Source organism: Pseudoxanthomonas daejeonensis (genome assembly GCF_022637495.1).
Classification (GTDB): domain Bacteria; phylum Pseudomonadota; class Gammaproteobacteria; order Xanthomonadales; family Xanthomonadaceae; genus Pseudoxanthomonas; species Pseudoxanthomonas daejeonensis.
Window position 1 is genome coordinate 1,372,375 of sequence record NZ_CP093331.1, and the last position, 16,701, is coordinate 1,389,075.

Sequence of the window (16,701 nt, forward strand, 5' to 3'; positions counted from 1 at the left end):
CTCGGTTGCAGCTGATACCTCCGCGTGCCCGTCAGCGCCGCGCGAACACTCCGCGCGCCTCGGGCGGTTCGCAGCGCAGGTACTGCGGCGCCGGCACGAGCGTGGCGCCGAGCTCGGCCGCCGCATGCCAGGGCCAGCGCGGGTCGTAGAGGATGCCGCGCGCCAGCGCGACCGCATCGGCCTGCCCGTCGACGAGCACCGCTTCGGCCTGGCGCGGCTGCGTGATCATGCCGACCGCGATCACCGGCATCCGCACCTGGGCCTTGATCGCCTCGGCGAACGGCAGCTGGTAGCCGGGGCCGGTGGCGATCTGCTGGCGCGGATCCAGGCCGCCACTGGACACGTGGATGAACTGGCAGCCGCGCGCATCCAGCGCGCGCGCCAGGGCGAGGCTCTGCCCGATGTCCCAGCCGCCTTCGACCCAGTCGGTGGCCGAGATGCGCATGCCGACCGCGACCTTCGCCGACACCGCCGCGCGCACCGCGTCGAATACCCGCAGCACCAGCCGCATGCGGTTCTCCAGCGAGCCGCCATAGGCGTCGTCGCGGGTGTTGCTCAGCGGCGAGAGGAACTGGTGCAGCAGGTAGCCGTGCGCGGCGTGGATTTCCACCAGGTCCAGGCCCAGCCGTTCGGCACGACGCGCAGTGGCGACGAAATGTTCGACCAGCGCATCGATGCCCTCGCCATCCAGCGCCTGCGGCACCGCATGCGCGTCGTCATAGGCCAGGGCCGACGCCGACACCGTGCTCCAGCCATCGGGGTGGTCGGCCGCGATCGCGCCGCCACCGTCCCACGGACGCGGTGTGGACGCCTTGCGCCCGGCGTGCGCCAGCTGGATGCCCACGGGCATCGGCGACCAGCGCCGCACCGAGGCCAGCAAAGCGGCGAGCGCGGCTTCCTGGTCGTCGTTCCACAGTCCCAGGTCGGCGTGGCTGATCCGCCCGCGCGACTCGACCGCGGTCGCTTCGAGGATCAGCAGGCCGGCGCCGGACAGGGCCAGGTTGCCGAGGTGGATGTGGTGCCAGTCGCTGACGCAGCCGTCGTGCGCCGAGTACTGGCACATCGGGGCAATGACAATGCGGTTGGACAGTTCGAGCGGACCGAGCGACAGCGGCGAGAACAGCAGGCTCATGGGCGATGGCGTACTGGTGGGGAGCGTGGCATTCCAGCGCGCGCGGCGCGGCGCATCAAGCCCGCCGGTGGATCACTGCTTCGTGGTGCCGCCATCGCGAGAGGGATGGTTCAGGCTGCTTTCGGCGCACGCGCCACCAGGCGCAGGAACGGAACCGCGACCAGCAGGTTCAGCAGCACCGACAGCAGCACCGCCGCCAGCGCCAGGCGATGTTCGGGGAAGGTGGTGGCGATCACGCCCAGGGCCACGCCGGGATGACGGGTCGCCGCGGCCAGCGCCAGCGCGGTCCGGTGCTCCGGCGAGGTGCCGCCCAGCAGGTGGCCTGCGGCCAGGCCGCCCAGGATCATCGCCAGCAAGGCCACCAGCGTGCCGCCGCCCAGCAGGCGCCACATCCCCGGCGCCATGATCGCCACCAGCGCCAGTGCGCAGAGGACGAGCAGCAACATGCCCGCCTTGCGCAGCGCGAGGGCCACCGCGAACGCGCGGTCGCGCAACAGGCGCTGCACGAGGAAGCCCAGCAGCATCGGCGCGCCGATCGTGAGCAGCAGGGTGATGGCCACCCCGCCGGGGGAGATCCGCATTTCCAGGCCGAAGAGGGCTCCGAACAGGTGCAGCCCCAGCGGCATCACCACCAGGGAGGCCAGCGCGGCGGCCACCAGCAACCCGGTGGTGTAGGCAGCCTCGGCCCCGGCCTGCAGCTGGCGCCTGGGCAGCAAAGGCGGCACCGGCGACAGCGACAGGACCAGCAGGGCGATCTTCACGTCCGGCTTGAAGTCGAAGTTGAGCATCAGGGCCAAGGCGATCGCGGGCACGACCACGAACATCGCCACGAACGCGCCAAGCCCCGCACGCCAATGCTGGAACATGTACCACGTGTCCTGCGGCCGGGAGCGCATCGCCATCGCCATCACGTTGAGGACGACGCTGGCCAGGACCAGCAGTTTCAGGACGGCGAGGAACGACATGCGGTCTCCAGGTGGAGCAAGCCAGGCAGCCGGCATGCCGCCATGCGCGGATCGGCCGTCGACGGCCGGCGGCGTGTCGCCCCGGATCATAGGCGGCAGCGGGTGCTGCCGGCCATCGCGCGATGCGCCTCAGCCGGAGTCGCGCGCGACCCACCCGGCCAGCGCGGCCACGCAGTCGGCTTCCACCTTCAACGAGAGCAGCTCGTCGGCGCGGGTGCGGCCCAGGTTGAGCGCGGCGACCGGAATGCCCGCCTCGGCCGCCATCCGCGCGAAGCGCAGGCCCGAATAGACCATCAGCGAGGAGCCGACCACCAGCATCGCGTCGCTGCGTCGCAGGTGCGCAACCGCCGCCTCCACGCGTGCCCGCGGCACGCTTTCGCCATAGAACACCACGTCCGGCTTGAGCAGGCCGCCGCAGCCCACGCAGTCGGGCACCTCGAAGCTGGCGAAGTCCACGCCGTCCAGGTCGGCATCGCCGTCGGGCGCGATCGCGGCGACATGTCGTTCCCAGCCGGGATTGCGCGCCAGCAGCCGCTGCTGCAATTCCTCGCGCGGATGGCGTGCGCCGCACCCCAGGCACACCACCTGGTCCAGGCGTCCGTGCAGGTCGATCACCGTGGCGCTGCCGGCCTGCTGGTGCAGGCCGTCCACGTTCTGGGTCACCAGCGCCTCGATCCGGCCTTCGCGCTCAAGCGTGGCCAGGGCACGGTGCGCGGGATTGGCCCGTGCGGTGGCGAAGCGCGGCCAGCCGGCCAGGCTGCGCGCCCAGTAGCGGCGCCGGGTCGCCGCCTCGCCGGTGAAGGCCTGGAAGGTCACCGGCTGCGGCCGTTTCCAGCCGCCTTCGGCATCGCGGTAGTCGGGAATGCCCGAGGGCGTGCTGCAGCCGGCGCCGGTGAGCACGAACAGCCGGCGGTGGCGCTGGACGAACGCGTTCAGCGCTTCGACCTGCACGGCCGTGGCGTTCGCGGCGGCGGTGGAGATCGCGTTGGTGGTAATCGCCATGCCCCGGTGATGGGGCTTGCCCGCCGCGAGGGCAAGGCCGGATTCGCTCCGGGTGGCCATTGGACAGCGCTGTCTCCTCTTTTGATGCTGCGACGCACGAGGCGGCGCGCTACCATTTCCATTCGCCCATCGCACAGGAACCAGCCGAGTGCCCATCCATCAGGAACAGAAGGACCGGATCGCCTCCGGCCAGGGTTTCATCGCCGCGCTCGACCAGAGCGGCGGCAGCACGCCCAAGGCGCTCCTGCTTTACGGCATCGAGGAGTCGGCCTATTCCAGCGACGCGGAGATGTTCGGCCTGGTCCACGCGATGCGCAGCCGCATCGTCACCAGCCCGGCGTTCACCGGCGAGCGCGTGCTTGGCGCGATCCTGTTCGAGCGCACGCTCGATGACAGCTTCGGCGGGCAGGAAGCGGCGCACTACCTGTGGCAGACCAAGCAGGTCGTGCCGTTCCTGAAGATCGACAAGGGCCTGGAGGACGAGGTCGACGGCGTGCAGCGGCTCAAGCCGATCCCGGGCCTGGCCGAGCTGCTCGCACGGGCCAAGGCCAAGGGCGTGTTCGGCACCAAGGAGCGCTCGGTCATTAAGGCCAACAACCCCGCCGGCATCGCTTCGGTGCTCGACCAGCAGTTCGAGCTGGGCCAGCAGGTGCTCGATGCGGGCCTGGTCCCGATCATCGAACCGGAAGTGGACATCAAGGCGCCCGACAAGGCGGCGATCGAGGTCGAGCTGAAGAAGGGCCTGCTGGCGCGGCTGGACAAGGTCGACCCGGCCACGCCGGTCATCCTCAAGCTGACCCTGCCCAGCGTGGACGGCTACTTCAAGGAGCTGGTCGAGCATCCGTCCGTGCTCAAGGTGGTGGCGCTGTCGGGCGGCTACAGCCGCGACGACGCCAACGCGAAGCTGGCCCGCAATCCCGGCGTCATCGCCAGCTTCAGCCGCGCGCTGACCGAGGGGCTGAGCGCCCAGCAGGACGACGACAGCTTCAATCGCACCCTGGACGCGACGGTCGAATCGATCTACCGCGCCTCGATCGCCTGAGCCTTGGCCGCCGCCGCGCCACGGCGTGGCGGCGGTCCACTACGCGCATCGCCTGTGCCACGCCATGCAGGCGCTCGCCAGGTCCGTGTGCTTGGCATAACCGGCACGCGGCGCGCCGCACCCCGCTGCTAGGCTGTAGCCCGTGAGCGACGATCCTTCCCTTTCCGCGGCACGCCTCGCGGACGACCCGCGCCCGCAGCCGCCGGAAAAGCCGCTGCCACAGGAATGCTGCGAGAGCGGCTGCCCGATCTGCGTCTACGACCTCTACGCCGAAGCGCTGGAGCAGTACCGGGAGGCGCTGGCCGCCTGGTTGCAGCGCCATCCATCCGCCGACGGCGAACCACCCGCGCACCGATAGGCCTGCGGTGTGGGTCGCGTAGACCGGACCCGTCCTTTCGACTCCCGCGCTTCCGCTGAGGGCAGTCGAACGCCGGCACCACCACTGCCGCGCTCGCGGGCCTTCGCCTGATGCTCGATTCAATGCGTCCGTAGCGCCTCGCCAGCGGGATCGGCCTGCGCAATCGGCGTGCACGCCATATCCGCCGCGGTTGCGGCGCTCCCCGGGCGGCGCCTAAGACGATGCGGGCACGGTGGCGGATGGCAGCGGTGGCGCCGGCGTCGGCTGGCCCAGAGGATCCAGCGCGATCATCACGAAGCGGCCGCGCGTGCACAGCTTGCGTTCGCCGGTCAGCAGGTTCTCGGTGATGACCTCCACCTCCACGTTCATCGAGCTGCGCCCGACCTTGGCGATCGTGGCGACGACCTCGACCAGGTCACCCTTGTGGATGGGCTGGTTGAAGTCGACCTGCTCGGAACGGGCGGTGACCACGGTGCTGCGCGCCCAGCGCGAGGCGACGATGAAGGCGGCCATGTCCATCCACGCCAGCGCCTGTCCGCCGAACAGCGTGCCCAGGTGGTTGGTGTGGTCGGGGAAGACCATGTGCAGCAGACGCGCCTCGACCGGGCGCGACTCGGGGCTCGGGACTTCTGACATCGGGTGCTCCTGCGCGGGTACGGCCTCCCGGATCAGCGTAGCGCAAGCCCGGATCACGGTGGCGTATCGGCGCTGCCGTGTCCCACGGGCCTAAAGTTCGTTCTACAGGGGCCTTCGCTGCACGCGCTGCTATGGGAGCGGGCATGACCGCGACACCGGCACCCTCGGAACCTCCGCGGCGTCGCCTGTGTCCACGGCGTCGGCTTCGCGGCCTGAAGTCCGCTCCTGCAGAGGCATCGCTGCACCGCTGTTGTAGGAGCGGGCATGACCGCGACACGGGCACCCTCGGAACCTCCGCGGCGTCGCCTGTGTCCACGGCGTCGGCTTCGCGGCCTGAAGTCCGCTCCTACAGAGGCATCGCTGCACCCGCTGTTGTAGGAGCGGGCATGACCGCGACACCGCCACCCTCGGAATCTCCGCGGCGTCGCCTGTGTCCACGGCGTCGACTTCGCGGCCTGAAGTCCGCTCCTGCAGGGGTTCGTTTCACCCGTTATAGGAGCGGGCATGACCGCGGCTCAGACGTCGAACGCGAGCAGGTCCAGGCCGGTGGCCGCGCGCACGACCCGGCGGTACAGCACGTTGCCGTTCGTGGCGTTGGTCGACACCACGATCGCGCGCTGCCGCGCGACGTCGCCCAGGGCGAAACTCTTGAAGATGCCGCCGTTGCTGCCCGAGTGGTAGAACACCGGCCCGCGCATCGTCGACTCCAGGTTCCAGCCCAGGCCCTTGTCGGTCCAGCGGCCCGGCACCTCGATCTGCCTTGCCAGCATCGCCGCGCGCGTGGCCGGGCGCAGCTCCCAGGCCGCGGGCTGGTCGTGCACCATCAGCGCCATGAAGCGGGCGTAGTCCTGGATCGTGCAACGCAGGCTGGCGGCCGCGTTGGCGAGGATGTCGGCGGGCCATGCAACCAGTCCCGCCGGCGCGATCGCCTGCACCTGCGGCAGCGCGCGCGCGGCATCCGCGTAGCGCCAGTCCGAGAGCGCCGTGCCGGTGCGATCGGCCAGCACCTGCGCAGCGCTCCACTGCTCGCGCAGCATCTGCGGCGGCATGTCCTCGCTCCCGCCAGGCTCCACGGTCGCGTCCGGCGCGCGGTGGCCGTAGACCGACCGCTCCGCCAGCGCCGGACTCCAGGCGTAGCTGCTGTCGCGCATGCCGGCCGGCTCGAACAGCAGGCGCCGCATCGTTGCGTCCAGGCTCTCACCGGTGACCGTCTCGACCACGCGCTGCAGCCAGACGAACGCTTCACCGGAATAGTCGATGCGCGTGCCTGGTTTCACCGACGGCACCAGTGCTTCGTGCGCCGGGTCCTTGCGCCAGTCCGGCAGTCCCGTGGAATGGCGCAGCACGTCGCGCACGCTGATCGACTCCACCCACGCCCTGGCCTCGCCACCACCCAGGTATTCCGGACGCACGTAGTCCACCAGCGGCCGGTCCAGCGACAGCTCGCCGCGGTCGACCAGTTGCAGTACCGCGTAGGCGAACACCGGCTTGCTGAGCGAAGCGACTTCGAACAGGGTCGTGTCGGTGACCGGCGTACGCCGCTGCGCATGCGTGACCCCGAACCCGCGCGACCAGGCCAACGCGCCGCGCTCGACGACGGCTATTCCGATTCCGGGTACGCCCAGCGCCTGCATCTGCCGTGGCAGGTCATCGAGGAATGCCGCTGACGGTATCCAGTCCGCATCGTCGTCGCGGCGTGGCGCGGCCCATAGGCCCGCGGGGGCCGCACCCAGTGCCAGCAGGCCCAGGCCCGAGCCCAGCAACCGGCGACGGGACGCAAGGAGACGTGTGTCGCGGGGATCGATGCGCATGACCCATTGGAGCCGCTCGCCAGCCGCGCTTCAAGCACCGGCCACCGCCCGGCCTCGTTGCGTGGCCGCATTGCCCACGGCTAGGCTGCGGGCATGAAACCACTTCGTGTCCTCGCGCTGGTCGTGGCCATCGCCTCCGCCTCCCTGCCCCCGGCCTTCGCAAAGGAGGCCTTGAAGGCGGAGGACATCTACGCCCTCTCGATGGTGACCGACCCGGTGGTCGCGCCGGACGGCAGGCGCGTGCTTTTCACCCGCGCCACCTTCGACAGGGCGAAGGACCGCCGCACCGGCGAGCTGTGGCTGGCCCACCTGGACGAACGGGGCACGGTCGTCGACAAGCGCCTGCTGGTGGGTCGCGACATGGCCCCGCGTGGCGCGGCGTTCTCGCCCGATGGACGTCGCCTCGCCTACATCGCCAATTCAATCGACAAGCCGCAGATCTTCGTGATGGTGCTGGCCGATGGCGTGGGCCAGCCCTTGACGACGGGCGACCTGGACCCGGGCAGCCTGCGCTGGTCGCCCGATGGCACGCGCATCGCCTTCATCGGCCGCGAGGCCGCCAAGCCCGCCTCCATCCCCGGCATGCCCGAGAAACCCGAGGGCGGCGATGCGGCGGCGGATGCCAAGATCATCACCGACCTGTTCTGGCGCGCCGATGGCGCCGGAGAGGTCAAACCGGGGGCCCGCCACCCGTACGTGGTGGACGTGGCTAACGCCACGATCACGCGCCTGACCCAGGGCGACACCCACCAGGTCGACGACGAAGGTGTTGCCTGGATGGCGGACGGCAGGCACGTGGTCGGCAGCTACACCGCCGATCCGATCAACGGCCCGCTGGAGACCGACCTCTACCTGTACGACGCCGCTGGCAAGGCGCCGAAGAAGCGGCTGACGTCACGCGCCGGCCGCGAATTTGCCCCGGAAGTCTCGCCCGACGGCCGACGCCTCGCCTTCCTCGGCAGCGAAGCCTCCACCGGCTTCTACGACATGCCGCGCCTGTGGACGACCACGCCGGCGCCTGGCGCACCCGTCCAGGCCCTCGCCGCCGACCTCGACCGCCCGGTGGCCGAAATCGCGTGGCGCGAAGATGGCGCGGCCATCCACGCCCTGTACAACGACCAGGGCGTGCAGCGCATCGCGACCATCGATGCCGTCACAGGTGCGCGCACGCCAGTCGTGCCTGTCGTCGGCGGCACGCGGCTCTACCTGCCTTCGTCAGGCGGCCAGTTCTCCGCCGCGCACGGCACCTTCGCCTATACCTCCGCGTTCACCGACCGGCCCGCCGGGCTGGGCGTGAGCCGCGGCAATGGCGAGAGCGGTGCCATCGATTTCAACCGGGCATGGGCCGACAGCAGGACACCTGCGCGGATCGAATCGCTGACCGTGGCCAGTCGTGCCGACGGCCTGCCGGTGCAGGGCTGGATCGCCTTCCCGCCCGATTTCAAAGCCGGCAAGCGCTATCCGCTGATCCTGGACATCCACGGCGGACCGAACACCGACTACGGGCCGTTCTTCTCGATCACGCACGGCCTCTATGCGGCGGCGGGCTATATCGTCGTGTTCGCCAATCCGCGCGGCTCGATCGGCTACGGCGACCGTTTCGCCAATGCGATCACCAACGCCTATCCGGGCCAGGACCACGATGACCTGATGTCGCTCCTGGACGAGGTGGCCCGGCGCCCCTATGCCGACGCGAAGAACCTGTTCATCGGCGGCGGCTCGGGCGGCGGCGTGCTGACCTTGTGGGCCATCGGCAAGGAGCCGGAGAAGTTTCGCGCGGCCGTGGCGCTGCGGCCGGTGGTGGACTGGACCGACCAGGCCACCACCGCAGACTTTTCTTCTTTCTTCATGAAGCACTGGATGGGCGCCACGCCCTGGGACAAGCCCGAGCTGTATTTCCAGCGCTCGCCTTTCAGCCTGGCCGGCCAGGTGAAGACCCCGACCATGCTGATCACCGGCGAGCAGGATTTCCGCACCCCGATCAGCCAGACCGAGCAGATGTTCGGCGCGTTGAAGATGCGCGGGGTGGAGGTCGAGATGATCCGCCTGCCCGGCGCCGGCCATGGCATGGGCAGGCCGAGCCAGTGGTTGCAGTCGGTGCTCGCGCCGATCGACTTCTTCAACCGGCACAAGGCGGAATAGGACCCGGCGTGCTCAGAACGCGTGGTCGAAACCGACCTCGCCCTGCACGCCGACCTGGTAGGCCGACACCCGGCGCTCGAAGAAGTTGGTCAGCTCCTGCACGTCCTGCAATTCCATGAACGGCAGCGGGTTGCGCACGTCATAGCGCCTCGGCATGCCCAGCTTGGCGAAGTGCTGGTCGGCGCAGTGCTGCAGGTACTGGCGCATGTCGCGCGTGGAGATGCCGGCCACGCCGCCCGACAGCACGTCCTCGGCGAACTGCACTTCGCACTCGATCGCCTCTTCCAGCATGTCGTAGACCTGCTGCTGCATCCTGTCGTCGAACAGGTCCGGCTCCTCCTCGCGTACGGTGCGCACGCACTCGAACGCGAATTCCATGTGGCAGCTCTCGTCGCGGAACACCCAGTTGGTGCCGCTGGCCAGGCCCGGCAGCAGGCCGCGCGAACGGAAGTAGTAGACGTAGGCGAACGCGGCGAAGAAGAACAGGCCCTCGATGCACGCGGCGAAGCAGATCTGGTTGAGCAGGAACTGGCGGCGCTGCTCGCGGGTCTCGATCCGGCGCAGGTCCTGGATGGAGTCGATCCACTTGAAGCAGAAGTCGGCCTTCTTCTTGATCGCCGGGATGTTCTCCACCGCGGCGAACGCCTTGAAGCGCTCGGACGGGTCGGGCAGGTAGTTGTCGAGCAGGGTCAGGTAGAACTGCACGTGCAGCGCTTCCTCGTAGAGCTGGCGCGACAGGTACATGCGCGCCTCGGGCGCGTTGAGGTGCTGGTACAGGTTCAGCACCAGGTTGTTGGACACGATCGAATCGCCGGTGGCGAAGAACGCGACCAGGCGGTGGATCAGGTGCTGGTCGGCCGGCGTCATCTTCGAATGCAGGTCGGAGATGTCGATCTGGAAATTGATCTCCTCCACCGTCCAGGTGTTCTTGATCGCGTCGCGATACATGTCATAGAACTGCGGGTAGCGCATCGGGCGCAGGGTCAGTTCGAAACCGGGGTCGAGCAGCATCTGGCGGTTGTGGGTGGACATCGTGTCTGGGTTCTCTGCGAGGGGAACGGCGCGAGGTCGGCACGTCCATGTGCCTGGAACATCCCTGTTCCGCATCCTGCCCGTTCCCGTGGTCGGTCGAAGGTCAGCGCTCGTAATCGTCGTGCGCGTGCTGGCTGATGTAGGTGGCAAGGCCCTCGCCGGCTTCGGCAAGGCGCTTCATCCGCGCCACCTTCTGGGGGCCGGCGCGGCCCGTGCTGCGGTACTCGTACGGCTCGGCCCGGTTACGGAACCGGACGAAGATCGAAAGCGCGGTGACCTGGTACGACTCCACGCCTGAATTTCCGGAATGATTGGCGTAGCGGCGCATGGTGGCGTTACCGGTGGGGGCTGGGGATGCGCGACCTGCCTACTGGCAGGCCTCGCAGGCTTCGGGGTTCTCCAGCGAACAGGCGACCGCTTCGACCGGCGTGTATTCCGGCTTCGGTGCCACGGTCGCGGCGTGGCTCACGGTGGTCTTGGCGATCCGCGTCGCCGGGCGCGAGCGCAGGTAGTAGGTGGTCTTGATGCCCTGCTTCCACGCGTACATGTACATCGACGACATCGCGCCGATGTTCGGGCTTTCCATGAAAAGGTTCAGTGAGGCCGACTGGTCGATGAAGGCGCCGCGGCCGGCGGCCATGTCGATCAGCGCGCGCATCGGCAGTTCCCAGGCGGTGCGGTAGACCTGCTGCAACGCATCTGGAATGCCGGCGACGCCCTGGATCGAGCCTTCGGCCAGCTTGATCGCGTCGCGCGTTTCCGGCGTCCACAGGCCCAGCTTCTTCAGCTCGCCGACCAGGTAGCGGTTGACCTGCAGGAAGTCGCCCGACAGCGTCTCGCGCTTGAACAGGTTGGACACCTGCGGCTCCACGCATTCGTAGCAGCCAGCGATCGAGGCGATCGTCGCGGTCGGGGCGATGGCGATGAGCAGCGAATTGCGCAGGCCGTGCTCGCGGATGCGCTCGCGCAGCGCGTCCCAGCGCTGGGCGTTCTCGGGCACCACGTTCCAGGCATCGAACTGCAGCTCGCCGGCCGCCGCGCGGGTTTCGGCGAAGGACGGATGGCGGCCGCGCTCCTGGGCCAGCTCGACCGAGGTCTCCAGCGCATGGAAATAGATCGCCTCGGCGATCTTCGCCGACAGCGCGCGCGCTTCGGCGCTGTCGAACGGCAGTCGCAGCTTGAAGAACACGTCCTGCAGGCCCATGCAGCCCAGGCCTACCGGGCGCCAGCGCAGGTTGCCGCGACGCGCGGTCTCGATCGGATAGAAGTTCAGGTCGATCACCCGATCCAGCTGGCGCACAGCCAGGCGCACCGTTTCGGCCAGCCGCTCGAAATCGAAGTAGCCGTCCGCGTCGAAGTGGTTGCCCAGGTTGATCGAACCAAGGTTGCACACGGCCGTTTCCTCGGCCGAGGTGACTTCCAGGATCTCGGTGCACAGGTTGGACAGGTGGATGACGTTGCCTTGGCGCAGGGTCTGGTTGCTGGCGCGGTTGCACTTGTCCTTGAACGTCATCCAGCCGTTGCCGGTCTCGGCCAGGGTGCGCATCATCCGCGCGTACAACTTGCGCGCGGGAATCGTCCGTTGCGCCTTGCCCTGGGACTCGGCCTGGACGTAGGCGGCCTCGAACGCTTCGCCGTACAGGTCGGTCAGTTCCGGAACCACGCGCGGGTCGAACAGCGACCACTCCTGGTCGGCCTCGACCCGTTGCATGAACAGGTCGGGCACCCAGTTGGCGAGGTTGAGGTTGTGCGTGCGCCGCGATTCGTCGCCGGTGTTGTCGCGCAGCTCGAGGAAATCCTCGACATCGGCGTGCCAGGTCTCCAGGTAGACGCAGGCCGCGCCCTTGCGCTTGCCGCCCTGGTTGACCGCCGCGACCGAGGAATCGAGCGTCTTCAGCCACGGCACGATGCCGTTGCTGTGGCCATTGGTGGAACGGATCAGCGAGCCGCGCGAACGCACGCGCGTGTAGCTCACGCCGATCCCGCCGCTGAACTTGGACAGCTGGGCGATGTCGCCGTACTTCTGGTAGATCGACTCCAGCGTGTCCTGCGGCGAGTCGAGCAGGAAGCACGAGGACAGCTGCTCGTGGGTGGTGCCGCTGTTGAACAGGGTCGGCGAGCTGGGCAGGTAGTCGAGCTGGCCCATGCGCCGGTACAGCGCCAGCGTTTCGGGCACGTCCTCGCTCAGTGCGCAGGCGATGCGCAGGAAGAACTGCTGCGGGGTCTCGATCACCTTGCGGGTGTGCGGGTGGCGCAGCAGGTAACGGTCGTACAGGGTGCGCAGGCCGAAGTAGTCGAAGCCCTGGTCCAGCGAGGCATCGAGCGCGTCGTTGAGCTTGCGCGCGTTGGTCTGCACGAAGCCGAGCAGGCGCTCGTTGATCAGCCCGACCTCGTGGCCGCGGGTGACCGACTGCGAGAACGCATGGATTTCCTGGCCACTGACTTCCTTGGCGATGTACGCCGCCAACAGGCGCGCGGCCAGGCGGCTGTACTCGGGCTCCTCGCCTGTGAGCAGCGCGGCGGTGCGGATCGACAGTTCGTCGAGTTCGCGCGTGCTGGCGCCGTCGTACAGGCCGGAGATGGTGCGCGTGGCCACGCGCATCGGGTCGACCGCGTGCAGGCCCTCGCAGCAGCGCTGCACCGCGCGCACGATCTTGTTGAGGTCCACCGGCTCGCGACTGCCGTTGCGCTTGGTCACGCTCATCGCGGTGGCGGTGGGCGGCGGGGTCAGCAGGAATGCGTCGTTCGGGGACGACGCTTCGCCGCCGGCGACGACGGTATCGATCTGGGTCACGGTTCTTCCTCCATGCATGGCGCACGCGCCGGCCCATCCCTCGCGGGGCAGCGGAAGCCGGTGGTCTTGCCTTGGAGGATGGAAGAGCGGCGTCGCAGGGAGCGAGAACGCGCAGGCGACTGCGCCACTGGCCCTGCTTCACCAGCCATCTCCCCCCGGAGACTGCACGGCCGGTACCGCGCGGTGTGCATCGCGCGGCTGTCGGCAGGTCTTCGGACTCATGGGTGTGGACGGCCGTGCCGTCCTCCTACTTCCGTCGCTTCCCGGAACCAGGCGGCTCCAGTGCTCGATGACGGGTTCGTTCCCAATTACCGCTGCGGGGCAGTGCCGGACTGGCGCATGTGCGCGTCACCGGCTTCCCTTTTGATCCTGTGGCGAGCGGGCCACCGGAACCGACGGGCCCAAGATAGTGGGGTCCACATCCATGGTCAACACCAGATATCGCGCTTTCCATATATAGAGCCGCGGTGCAAGTGCTGCGTGCCGGCGTGCCTGCCGCGAAGCGTCGGCTCAAAGGCCACGACGCGTTTCGCGTTCGGGATCGGACTCCGGACAAGGATTCCAACCTGGGAGTGCAGGCAGCACGCCCCTTGCCGCGCATCGCCGCCTGCGCGCGCATTGCATGAAGTGCGGGCAGCGGGAAACAACCGCGTGGCATCTGCTCATGGCCGGCCACGCTCATGAGCTCATGAGCGGGCACCCCCATAAGCAGATGCTTCTAAGTGATTTTTTCATGCTGCAGTGCAGCTGGCAGATTCCCTGCGTCGTTCGCGCATGTCGCGCCGAACCAGGGGTTACCACATGTCGTTGCGTTCACTCTCCGCTTCCGGACGCGGTCCGGGAGGATGGCCGGCTGCGGCCCACGATCCGCGCGGTCAGGTCACACTGCGCCGCAGCGTGCTGGCGCTGCTGGTGGCCCATGCGTTGTTCCTGCCCGCGATGGCCCAGGGTGAAGAGGCCGCAGCGGCCAACGTAGACGCGTCCACTGCGGGCGCGACGGTCGACAGCACGGCCGCCGCTGCTGCCACTGCCACGCAGCTGGACGCCGTCACCGTCACCGGTTCGCGCATCGCGCGCCTGGACTACGCCAGCAGCAGTCCGCTGACCAGCGTCACCCGCGAGACCCTGCGCGACACCGGCACCTCTACCCTGGAGGAAGCGCTGAACCAGTTGCCGCAGCTGGGCATCGGTGCGAACAAGACCAATGCCGGCTGGGGCGGCACCGGCCAGGCCACGCTCAACCTGCGCGGGCTCGGGCCGCAGCGCAACCTGGTCCTGCTCGACGGTCGCCGGCTGCAGCCGGCCACGACCGACAACGTCGTGGACGTCAACACGATCCCCAGTGCGCTGATCGAGGACGTGCAGATCATCACCGGCGGCGCGTCGGCGGTGTACGGCTCCGATGCCATCGCCGGCGTGGTCAACATCCGCCTCAAGGAGGACTTCGAGGGCATCCGCCTGGACAGCCAGTTCGCCCGGTACGGCGAAGGCGATGGCGACACCACCGACGTGGCCCTGACCCTCGGCGGCAACTTCGCCGAAGACCGCGGCAACGCGGTGCTGTCGCTGTCGTGGTCCGACCGCGAGGGCGTGGACTTCATGGCCCGCGAGTTCTTCCGCAAGGCTCCCGGCGGCACCGACTTCCGGATCCAGACCGGCACCTACGAACTGGGTTCCAACCTGCCCACCCAGGCGGCGGTCAACCAGGTGTTCGCGCAGTACGGCGCCGCGCCGGGCCGCGTGCCGGTATCGCCAACCACCTACCTGGGCTTCAACGACGATGGCACGCTGTTCTCGGCCAACAAGGTGCCGTTCAACTGGCGCGGCCCGGACGGACAGCTCAACAACACAGGTACCCAGCTCAACAACCTCAACCAGTTTTCTTTGATCCAGGTGCCGCTGGAGCGCCACGGCGCGTTCGGCCGCGTCACCTACCGCGTCACCGACGACATCCAGGCCTACGGCCAGTTCAACTGGTCCAGCCTGCATAGCTACGTCGCCGCCGAAGGTGGCAACACCGGCATCAACGTGCCGGTCACCAATCCGTTCGTTCCCGCGGACCTGCGCACGATCCTGGCCTCGCGCGCCAATCCGAACGCGGACTTCCGCCTGCACAAACGCTTCCAGGAAGCCGGGCCGCGCACCTTCGAGCGCGACTTCGACAACTGGCAGTTCCTCGCCGGTGCCAAGGGCAGCCTCGATGCGATCAACGGTTCCTGGGATGCCTACGCCAGCAAGGGCAGCCTGAGCGCGCACGAGGTCAACAACGGCGCGGTGGTCATCGCCTCGCTGCGCAGCGTGCTGACTGCGGCCGATGGCGGCGCCAGCCTTTGCGCGGGCGGCTACAACCCGTTCGGCCTGACCGTGCTGTCGCCGGAATGCCGCAACTACCTGGTTGCCGCCACGATCAGCGACACCGAGCTGGACCAGGAGGTCGTGGAAGCGAACGTGCAGGGCGGGCTGTTCGACCTGCCGGCCGGCGAGCTGCGCTTCGCCGCCGGCCTGGGCTGGCGCCGCAACAGCTACGACTTCCAGCCCGACCGCCTGCTCCAGCAGGGCGGCATCGTCGGCGTGCCGTCGCGGGGGCCCAGCCACGGCAGCACCAGCGTGGGCGAGGTGTATGTCGAGACGCTGGTACCGGTGCTGTACGACAAGCCGTTCGCGCATTCGCTGGACGTGGGCCTGGCCTACCGGTATTCCGACTACGACCTGTCCGGCGGCGTGGACACCTACAAGGTCGATTTCAACTGGGCGCTGATCGAAGACCTGCGCCTGCGCGGCGGCTACCAGCGCGCGGTGCGCGCGCCCAGCGTCGGCGAACTGTTCGTGGCCTCGGAGACCGAATCCAACAGCTACGGCCTGGTGGTCAACGGCCAGGGCGACCAGTGCGAAGCGGGCAGCCCATTGCGGCGCGGCGCGACCGCGGCGGCGATCGAGGCGCTGTGCCTGGCCCACGGCATTCCCGCCGCATTGCTGCCCAGCTACATCGACACCCAGCGCGAGTCGCTGGCCACCCGCGCCGGCAACACCGCGCTGGCGCCAGAGACCGCCGACACCTACACCTTCGGCCTGGTCTGGACGCCCGAAGGCACCGGCTTTTCGCTGGCCGCCGACTACTTCGATATCCGCGTGGAAGACGTGATCGGCACGCTGACCTCCTCGCAGGTACTGGCCGCGTGCTTCAACCAGGACGGCTCCAATCCGAACCTGTCGGTGAACAACTTCTACTGCTCGCTGATCCAGCGCAATCCGGACACCGGCCGCATCGACAACATCGACAAGCCCACTTTCAACATGGGCAGCCTGGAAACCAGCGGCGTCGACTTCCAGCTGGACTGGCAGGGCGACATCGGCAACGCCGGGCGGCTGTCGGCCGGCTCGGTGGTCAGCTGGGTCGACAAGTACGAAGTGCAGGCGGTGAAGGGCGGCCCGGTCTACGACTACGCCGGCTATGTCGGCACGCTGCCGACCTGGAAGGCGGTCAGCCAGGTGCGTTACCAGCAAGGGCCCGGCAGCGTCGGCCTGCGCTGGCGCTACATCGATGCGATGGAGCACTCGTCCAAGGTGCTCAATCCCGCCTCGACCACGCCGGCGGTGGACGCCTTCAGCTACTTCGACCTGTTCGGCAGCTGGGATTTCGGCACCCACCTGCGCCTGGGCGCGGGCGTCAACAACGTGCTCGACAAACAGCCCCCACAGGTGGGCGGCACGCCCGGCGCCACCCACAACAGCACCTACGACATCTACGGCCGCCAGTACTTCGTGGCCCTGACCGTGCAGCTCTGAC

The 16,701-nt window shown here is 68.7% G+C and carries 12 protein-coding genes and 1 riboswitch; of the genes, 4 read left to right on the top strand and 8 right to left on the bottom strand.

Going from position 1 to position 16,701, the window contains the following annotated elements; translation table 11 throughout:
* Positions 1-31 precede the first annotated feature (31 nt).
* The 3 genes from MNQ95_RS06240 to MNQ95_RS06250 form a co-directional block, all read right to left on the bottom strand.
* Positions 32-1,132, bottom strand: coding sequence for an NADH:flavin oxidoreductase/NADH oxidase (locus MNQ95_RS06240; RefSeq protein WP_241954130.1), 1,101 nt, complete (start codon positions 1,130-1,132; stop codon positions 32-34).
* Between the two features lie 110 nt (positions 1,133-1,242).
* The gene (locus tag MNQ95_RS06245) at positions 1,243-2,097 is read right to left on the bottom strand and encodes a Na+-dependent transporter (RefSeq protein ID WP_162408131.1); all 855 of its coding nucleotides are present in this window, start codon (positions 2,095-2,097) and stop codon (positions 1,243-1,245) included.
* 129 nt (positions 2,098-2,226) lie between these two features.
* A complete protein-coding gene (locus MNQ95_RS06250) occupies positions 2,227-3,099 on the bottom strand; it encodes an NAD-dependent protein deacetylase (RefSeq protein WP_241954131.1) in 873 nt (290 codons plus the stop codon).
* A 148-nt stretch (positions 3,100-3,247) separates the two neighbouring features.
* On the opposite strand from MNQ95_RS06250, the gene MNQ95_RS06255 reads away from it, so the two are divergent.
* On the top strand, positions 3,248-4,141 hold the full coding sequence (locus MNQ95_RS06255; RefSeq protein ID WP_162408133.1) for a fructose bisphosphate aldolase: 894 nt from the start codon (positions 3,248-3,250) through the stop codon (positions 4,139-4,141).
* 142 nt (positions 4,142-4,283) lie between these two features.
* Entirely contained in the window at positions 4,284-4,499 is a 216-nt protein-coding gene (locus MNQ95_RS06260) for an oxidoreductase-like domain-containing protein (protein ID WP_241954132.1), read from the top strand.
* Between the two features lie 213 nt (positions 4,500-4,712).
* Here MNQ95_RS06260 and MNQ95_RS06265 read toward each other — a convergent pair whose 3' ends face one another.
* Both MNQ95_RS06265 and MNQ95_RS06270 read right to left on the bottom strand, forming a co-directional pair.
* The gene (locus MNQ95_RS06265; protein ID WP_162408135.1) at positions 4,713-5,135 is read right to left on the bottom strand and encodes an acyl-CoA thioesterase; all 423 of its coding nucleotides are present in this window, start codon (positions 5,133-5,135) and stop codon (positions 4,713-4,715) included.
* A gap of 515 nt (positions 5,136-5,650) precedes the next feature.
* Positions 5,651-6,946 carry a serine hydrolase domain-containing protein gene (locus MNQ95_RS06270; RefSeq protein WP_241954133.1) on the bottom strand — a complete coding sequence of 432 codons (1,296 nt, stop codon included), beginning with the start codon at positions 6,944-6,946 and terminating at the stop codon, positions 5,651-5,653.
* Between the two features lie 93 nt (positions 6,947-7,039).
* Between MNQ95_RS06270 and MNQ95_RS06275 the strand changes: the two genes are divergently transcribed.
* Positions 7,040-9,088 (top strand): S9 family peptidase, encoded by a 2,049-nt coding sequence (locus tag MNQ95_RS06275; RefSeq protein ID WP_241954134.1) that lies wholly within the window; start codon positions 7,040-7,042, stop codon positions 9,086-9,088.
* A gap of 12 nt (positions 9,089-9,100) precedes the next feature.
* On the opposite strand, the gene MNQ95_RS06280 is transcribed toward MNQ95_RS06275, so the two are convergent.
* The 3 genes from MNQ95_RS06280 to MNQ95_RS06290 all read right to left on the bottom strand — a co-directional run bounded on the left by MNQ95_RS06280 (position 9,101) and on the right by MNQ95_RS06290 (position 12,824).
* A complete protein-coding gene (locus tag MNQ95_RS06280) occupies positions 9,101-10,120 on the bottom strand; it encodes a ribonucleotide-diphosphate reductase subunit beta (protein ID WP_162408137.1) in 1,020 nt (339 codons plus the stop codon).
* Between the two features lie 103 nt (positions 10,121-10,223).
* Positions 10,224-10,448: a hypothetical protein gene (locus MNQ95_RS06285; protein WP_241954135.1), complete on the bottom strand. Its 225-nt coding sequence runs from the start codon at positions 10,446-10,448 to the stop codon at positions 10,224-10,226.
* A gap of 39 nt (positions 10,449-10,487) precedes the next feature.
* Positions 10,488-12,824, bottom strand: coding sequence for a ribonucleoside-diphosphate reductase subunit alpha (locus tag MNQ95_RS06290; protein WP_241954372.1), 2,337 nt, complete (start codon positions 12,822-12,824; stop codon positions 10,488-10,490).
* 276 nt (positions 12,825-13,100) lie between these two features.
* Positions 13,101-13,326: riboswitch (cobalamin riboswitch) on the bottom strand.
* Between the two features lie 389 nt (positions 13,327-13,715).
* On the opposite strand from MNQ95_RS06290, the gene MNQ95_RS06295 reads away from it, so the two are divergent.
* Positions 13,716-16,700 carry a TonB-dependent receptor domain-containing protein gene (locus tag MNQ95_RS06295; protein ID WP_241954136.1) on the top strand — a complete coding sequence of 995 codons (2,985 nt, stop codon included), beginning with the start codon at positions 13,716-13,718 and terminating at the stop codon, positions 16,698-16,700.
* The last annotated feature ends 1 nt before the right edge of the window (position 16,701 follow it).

What these genes read in the sequence shown, in the direction of transcription:
- MNQ95_RS06240 (WP_241954130.1), bottom strand. Translation starts at nt 1,132, where the DNA reads ATGAGCCTGCTGTTCTCGCCGCTGTCGCTCGGTCCGCTCGAACTGTCC.
- MNQ95_RS06245 (WP_162408131.1), bottom strand. Translation starts at nt 2,097, where the DNA reads ATGTCGTTCCTCGCCGTCCTGAAACTGCTGGTCCTGGCCAGCGTCGTC.
- MNQ95_RS06250 (WP_241954131.1), bottom strand. Translation starts at nt 3,099, where the DNA reads ATGGCGATTACCACCAACGCGATCTCCACCGCCGCCGCGAACGCCACG.
- MNQ95_RS06265 (WP_162408135.1), bottom strand. Translation starts at nt 5,135, where the DNA reads ATGTCAGAAGTCCCGAGCCCCGAGTCGCGCCCGGTCGAGGCGCGTCTG.
- MNQ95_RS06270 (WP_241954133.1), bottom strand. Translation starts at nt 6,946, where the DNA reads ATGCGCATCGATCCCCGCGACACACGTCTCCTTGCGTCCCGTCGCCGG.
- MNQ95_RS06275 (WP_241954134.1), top strand. Translation starts at nt 7,040, where the DNA reads ATGAAACCACTTCGTGTCCTCGCGCTGGTCGTGGCCATCGCCTCCGCC.
- MNQ95_RS06280 (WP_162408137.1), bottom strand. Translation starts at nt 10,120, where the DNA reads ATGTCCACCCACAACCGCCAGATGCTGCTCGACCCCGGTTTCGAACTG.
- MNQ95_RS06285 (WP_241954135.1), bottom strand. Translation starts at nt 10,448, where the DNA reads ATGCGCCGCTACGCCAATCATTCCGGAAATTCAGGCGTGGAGTCGTAC.
- MNQ95_RS06290 (WP_241954372.1), bottom strand. Translation starts at nt 12,824, where the DNA reads ATGAGCGTGACCAAGCGCAACGGCAGTCGCGAGCCGGTGGACCTCAAC.
- MNQ95_RS06295 (WP_241954136.1), top strand. Translation starts at nt 13,716, where the DNA reads ATGTCGTTGCGTTCACTCTCCGCTTCCGGACGCGGTCCGGGAGGATGG.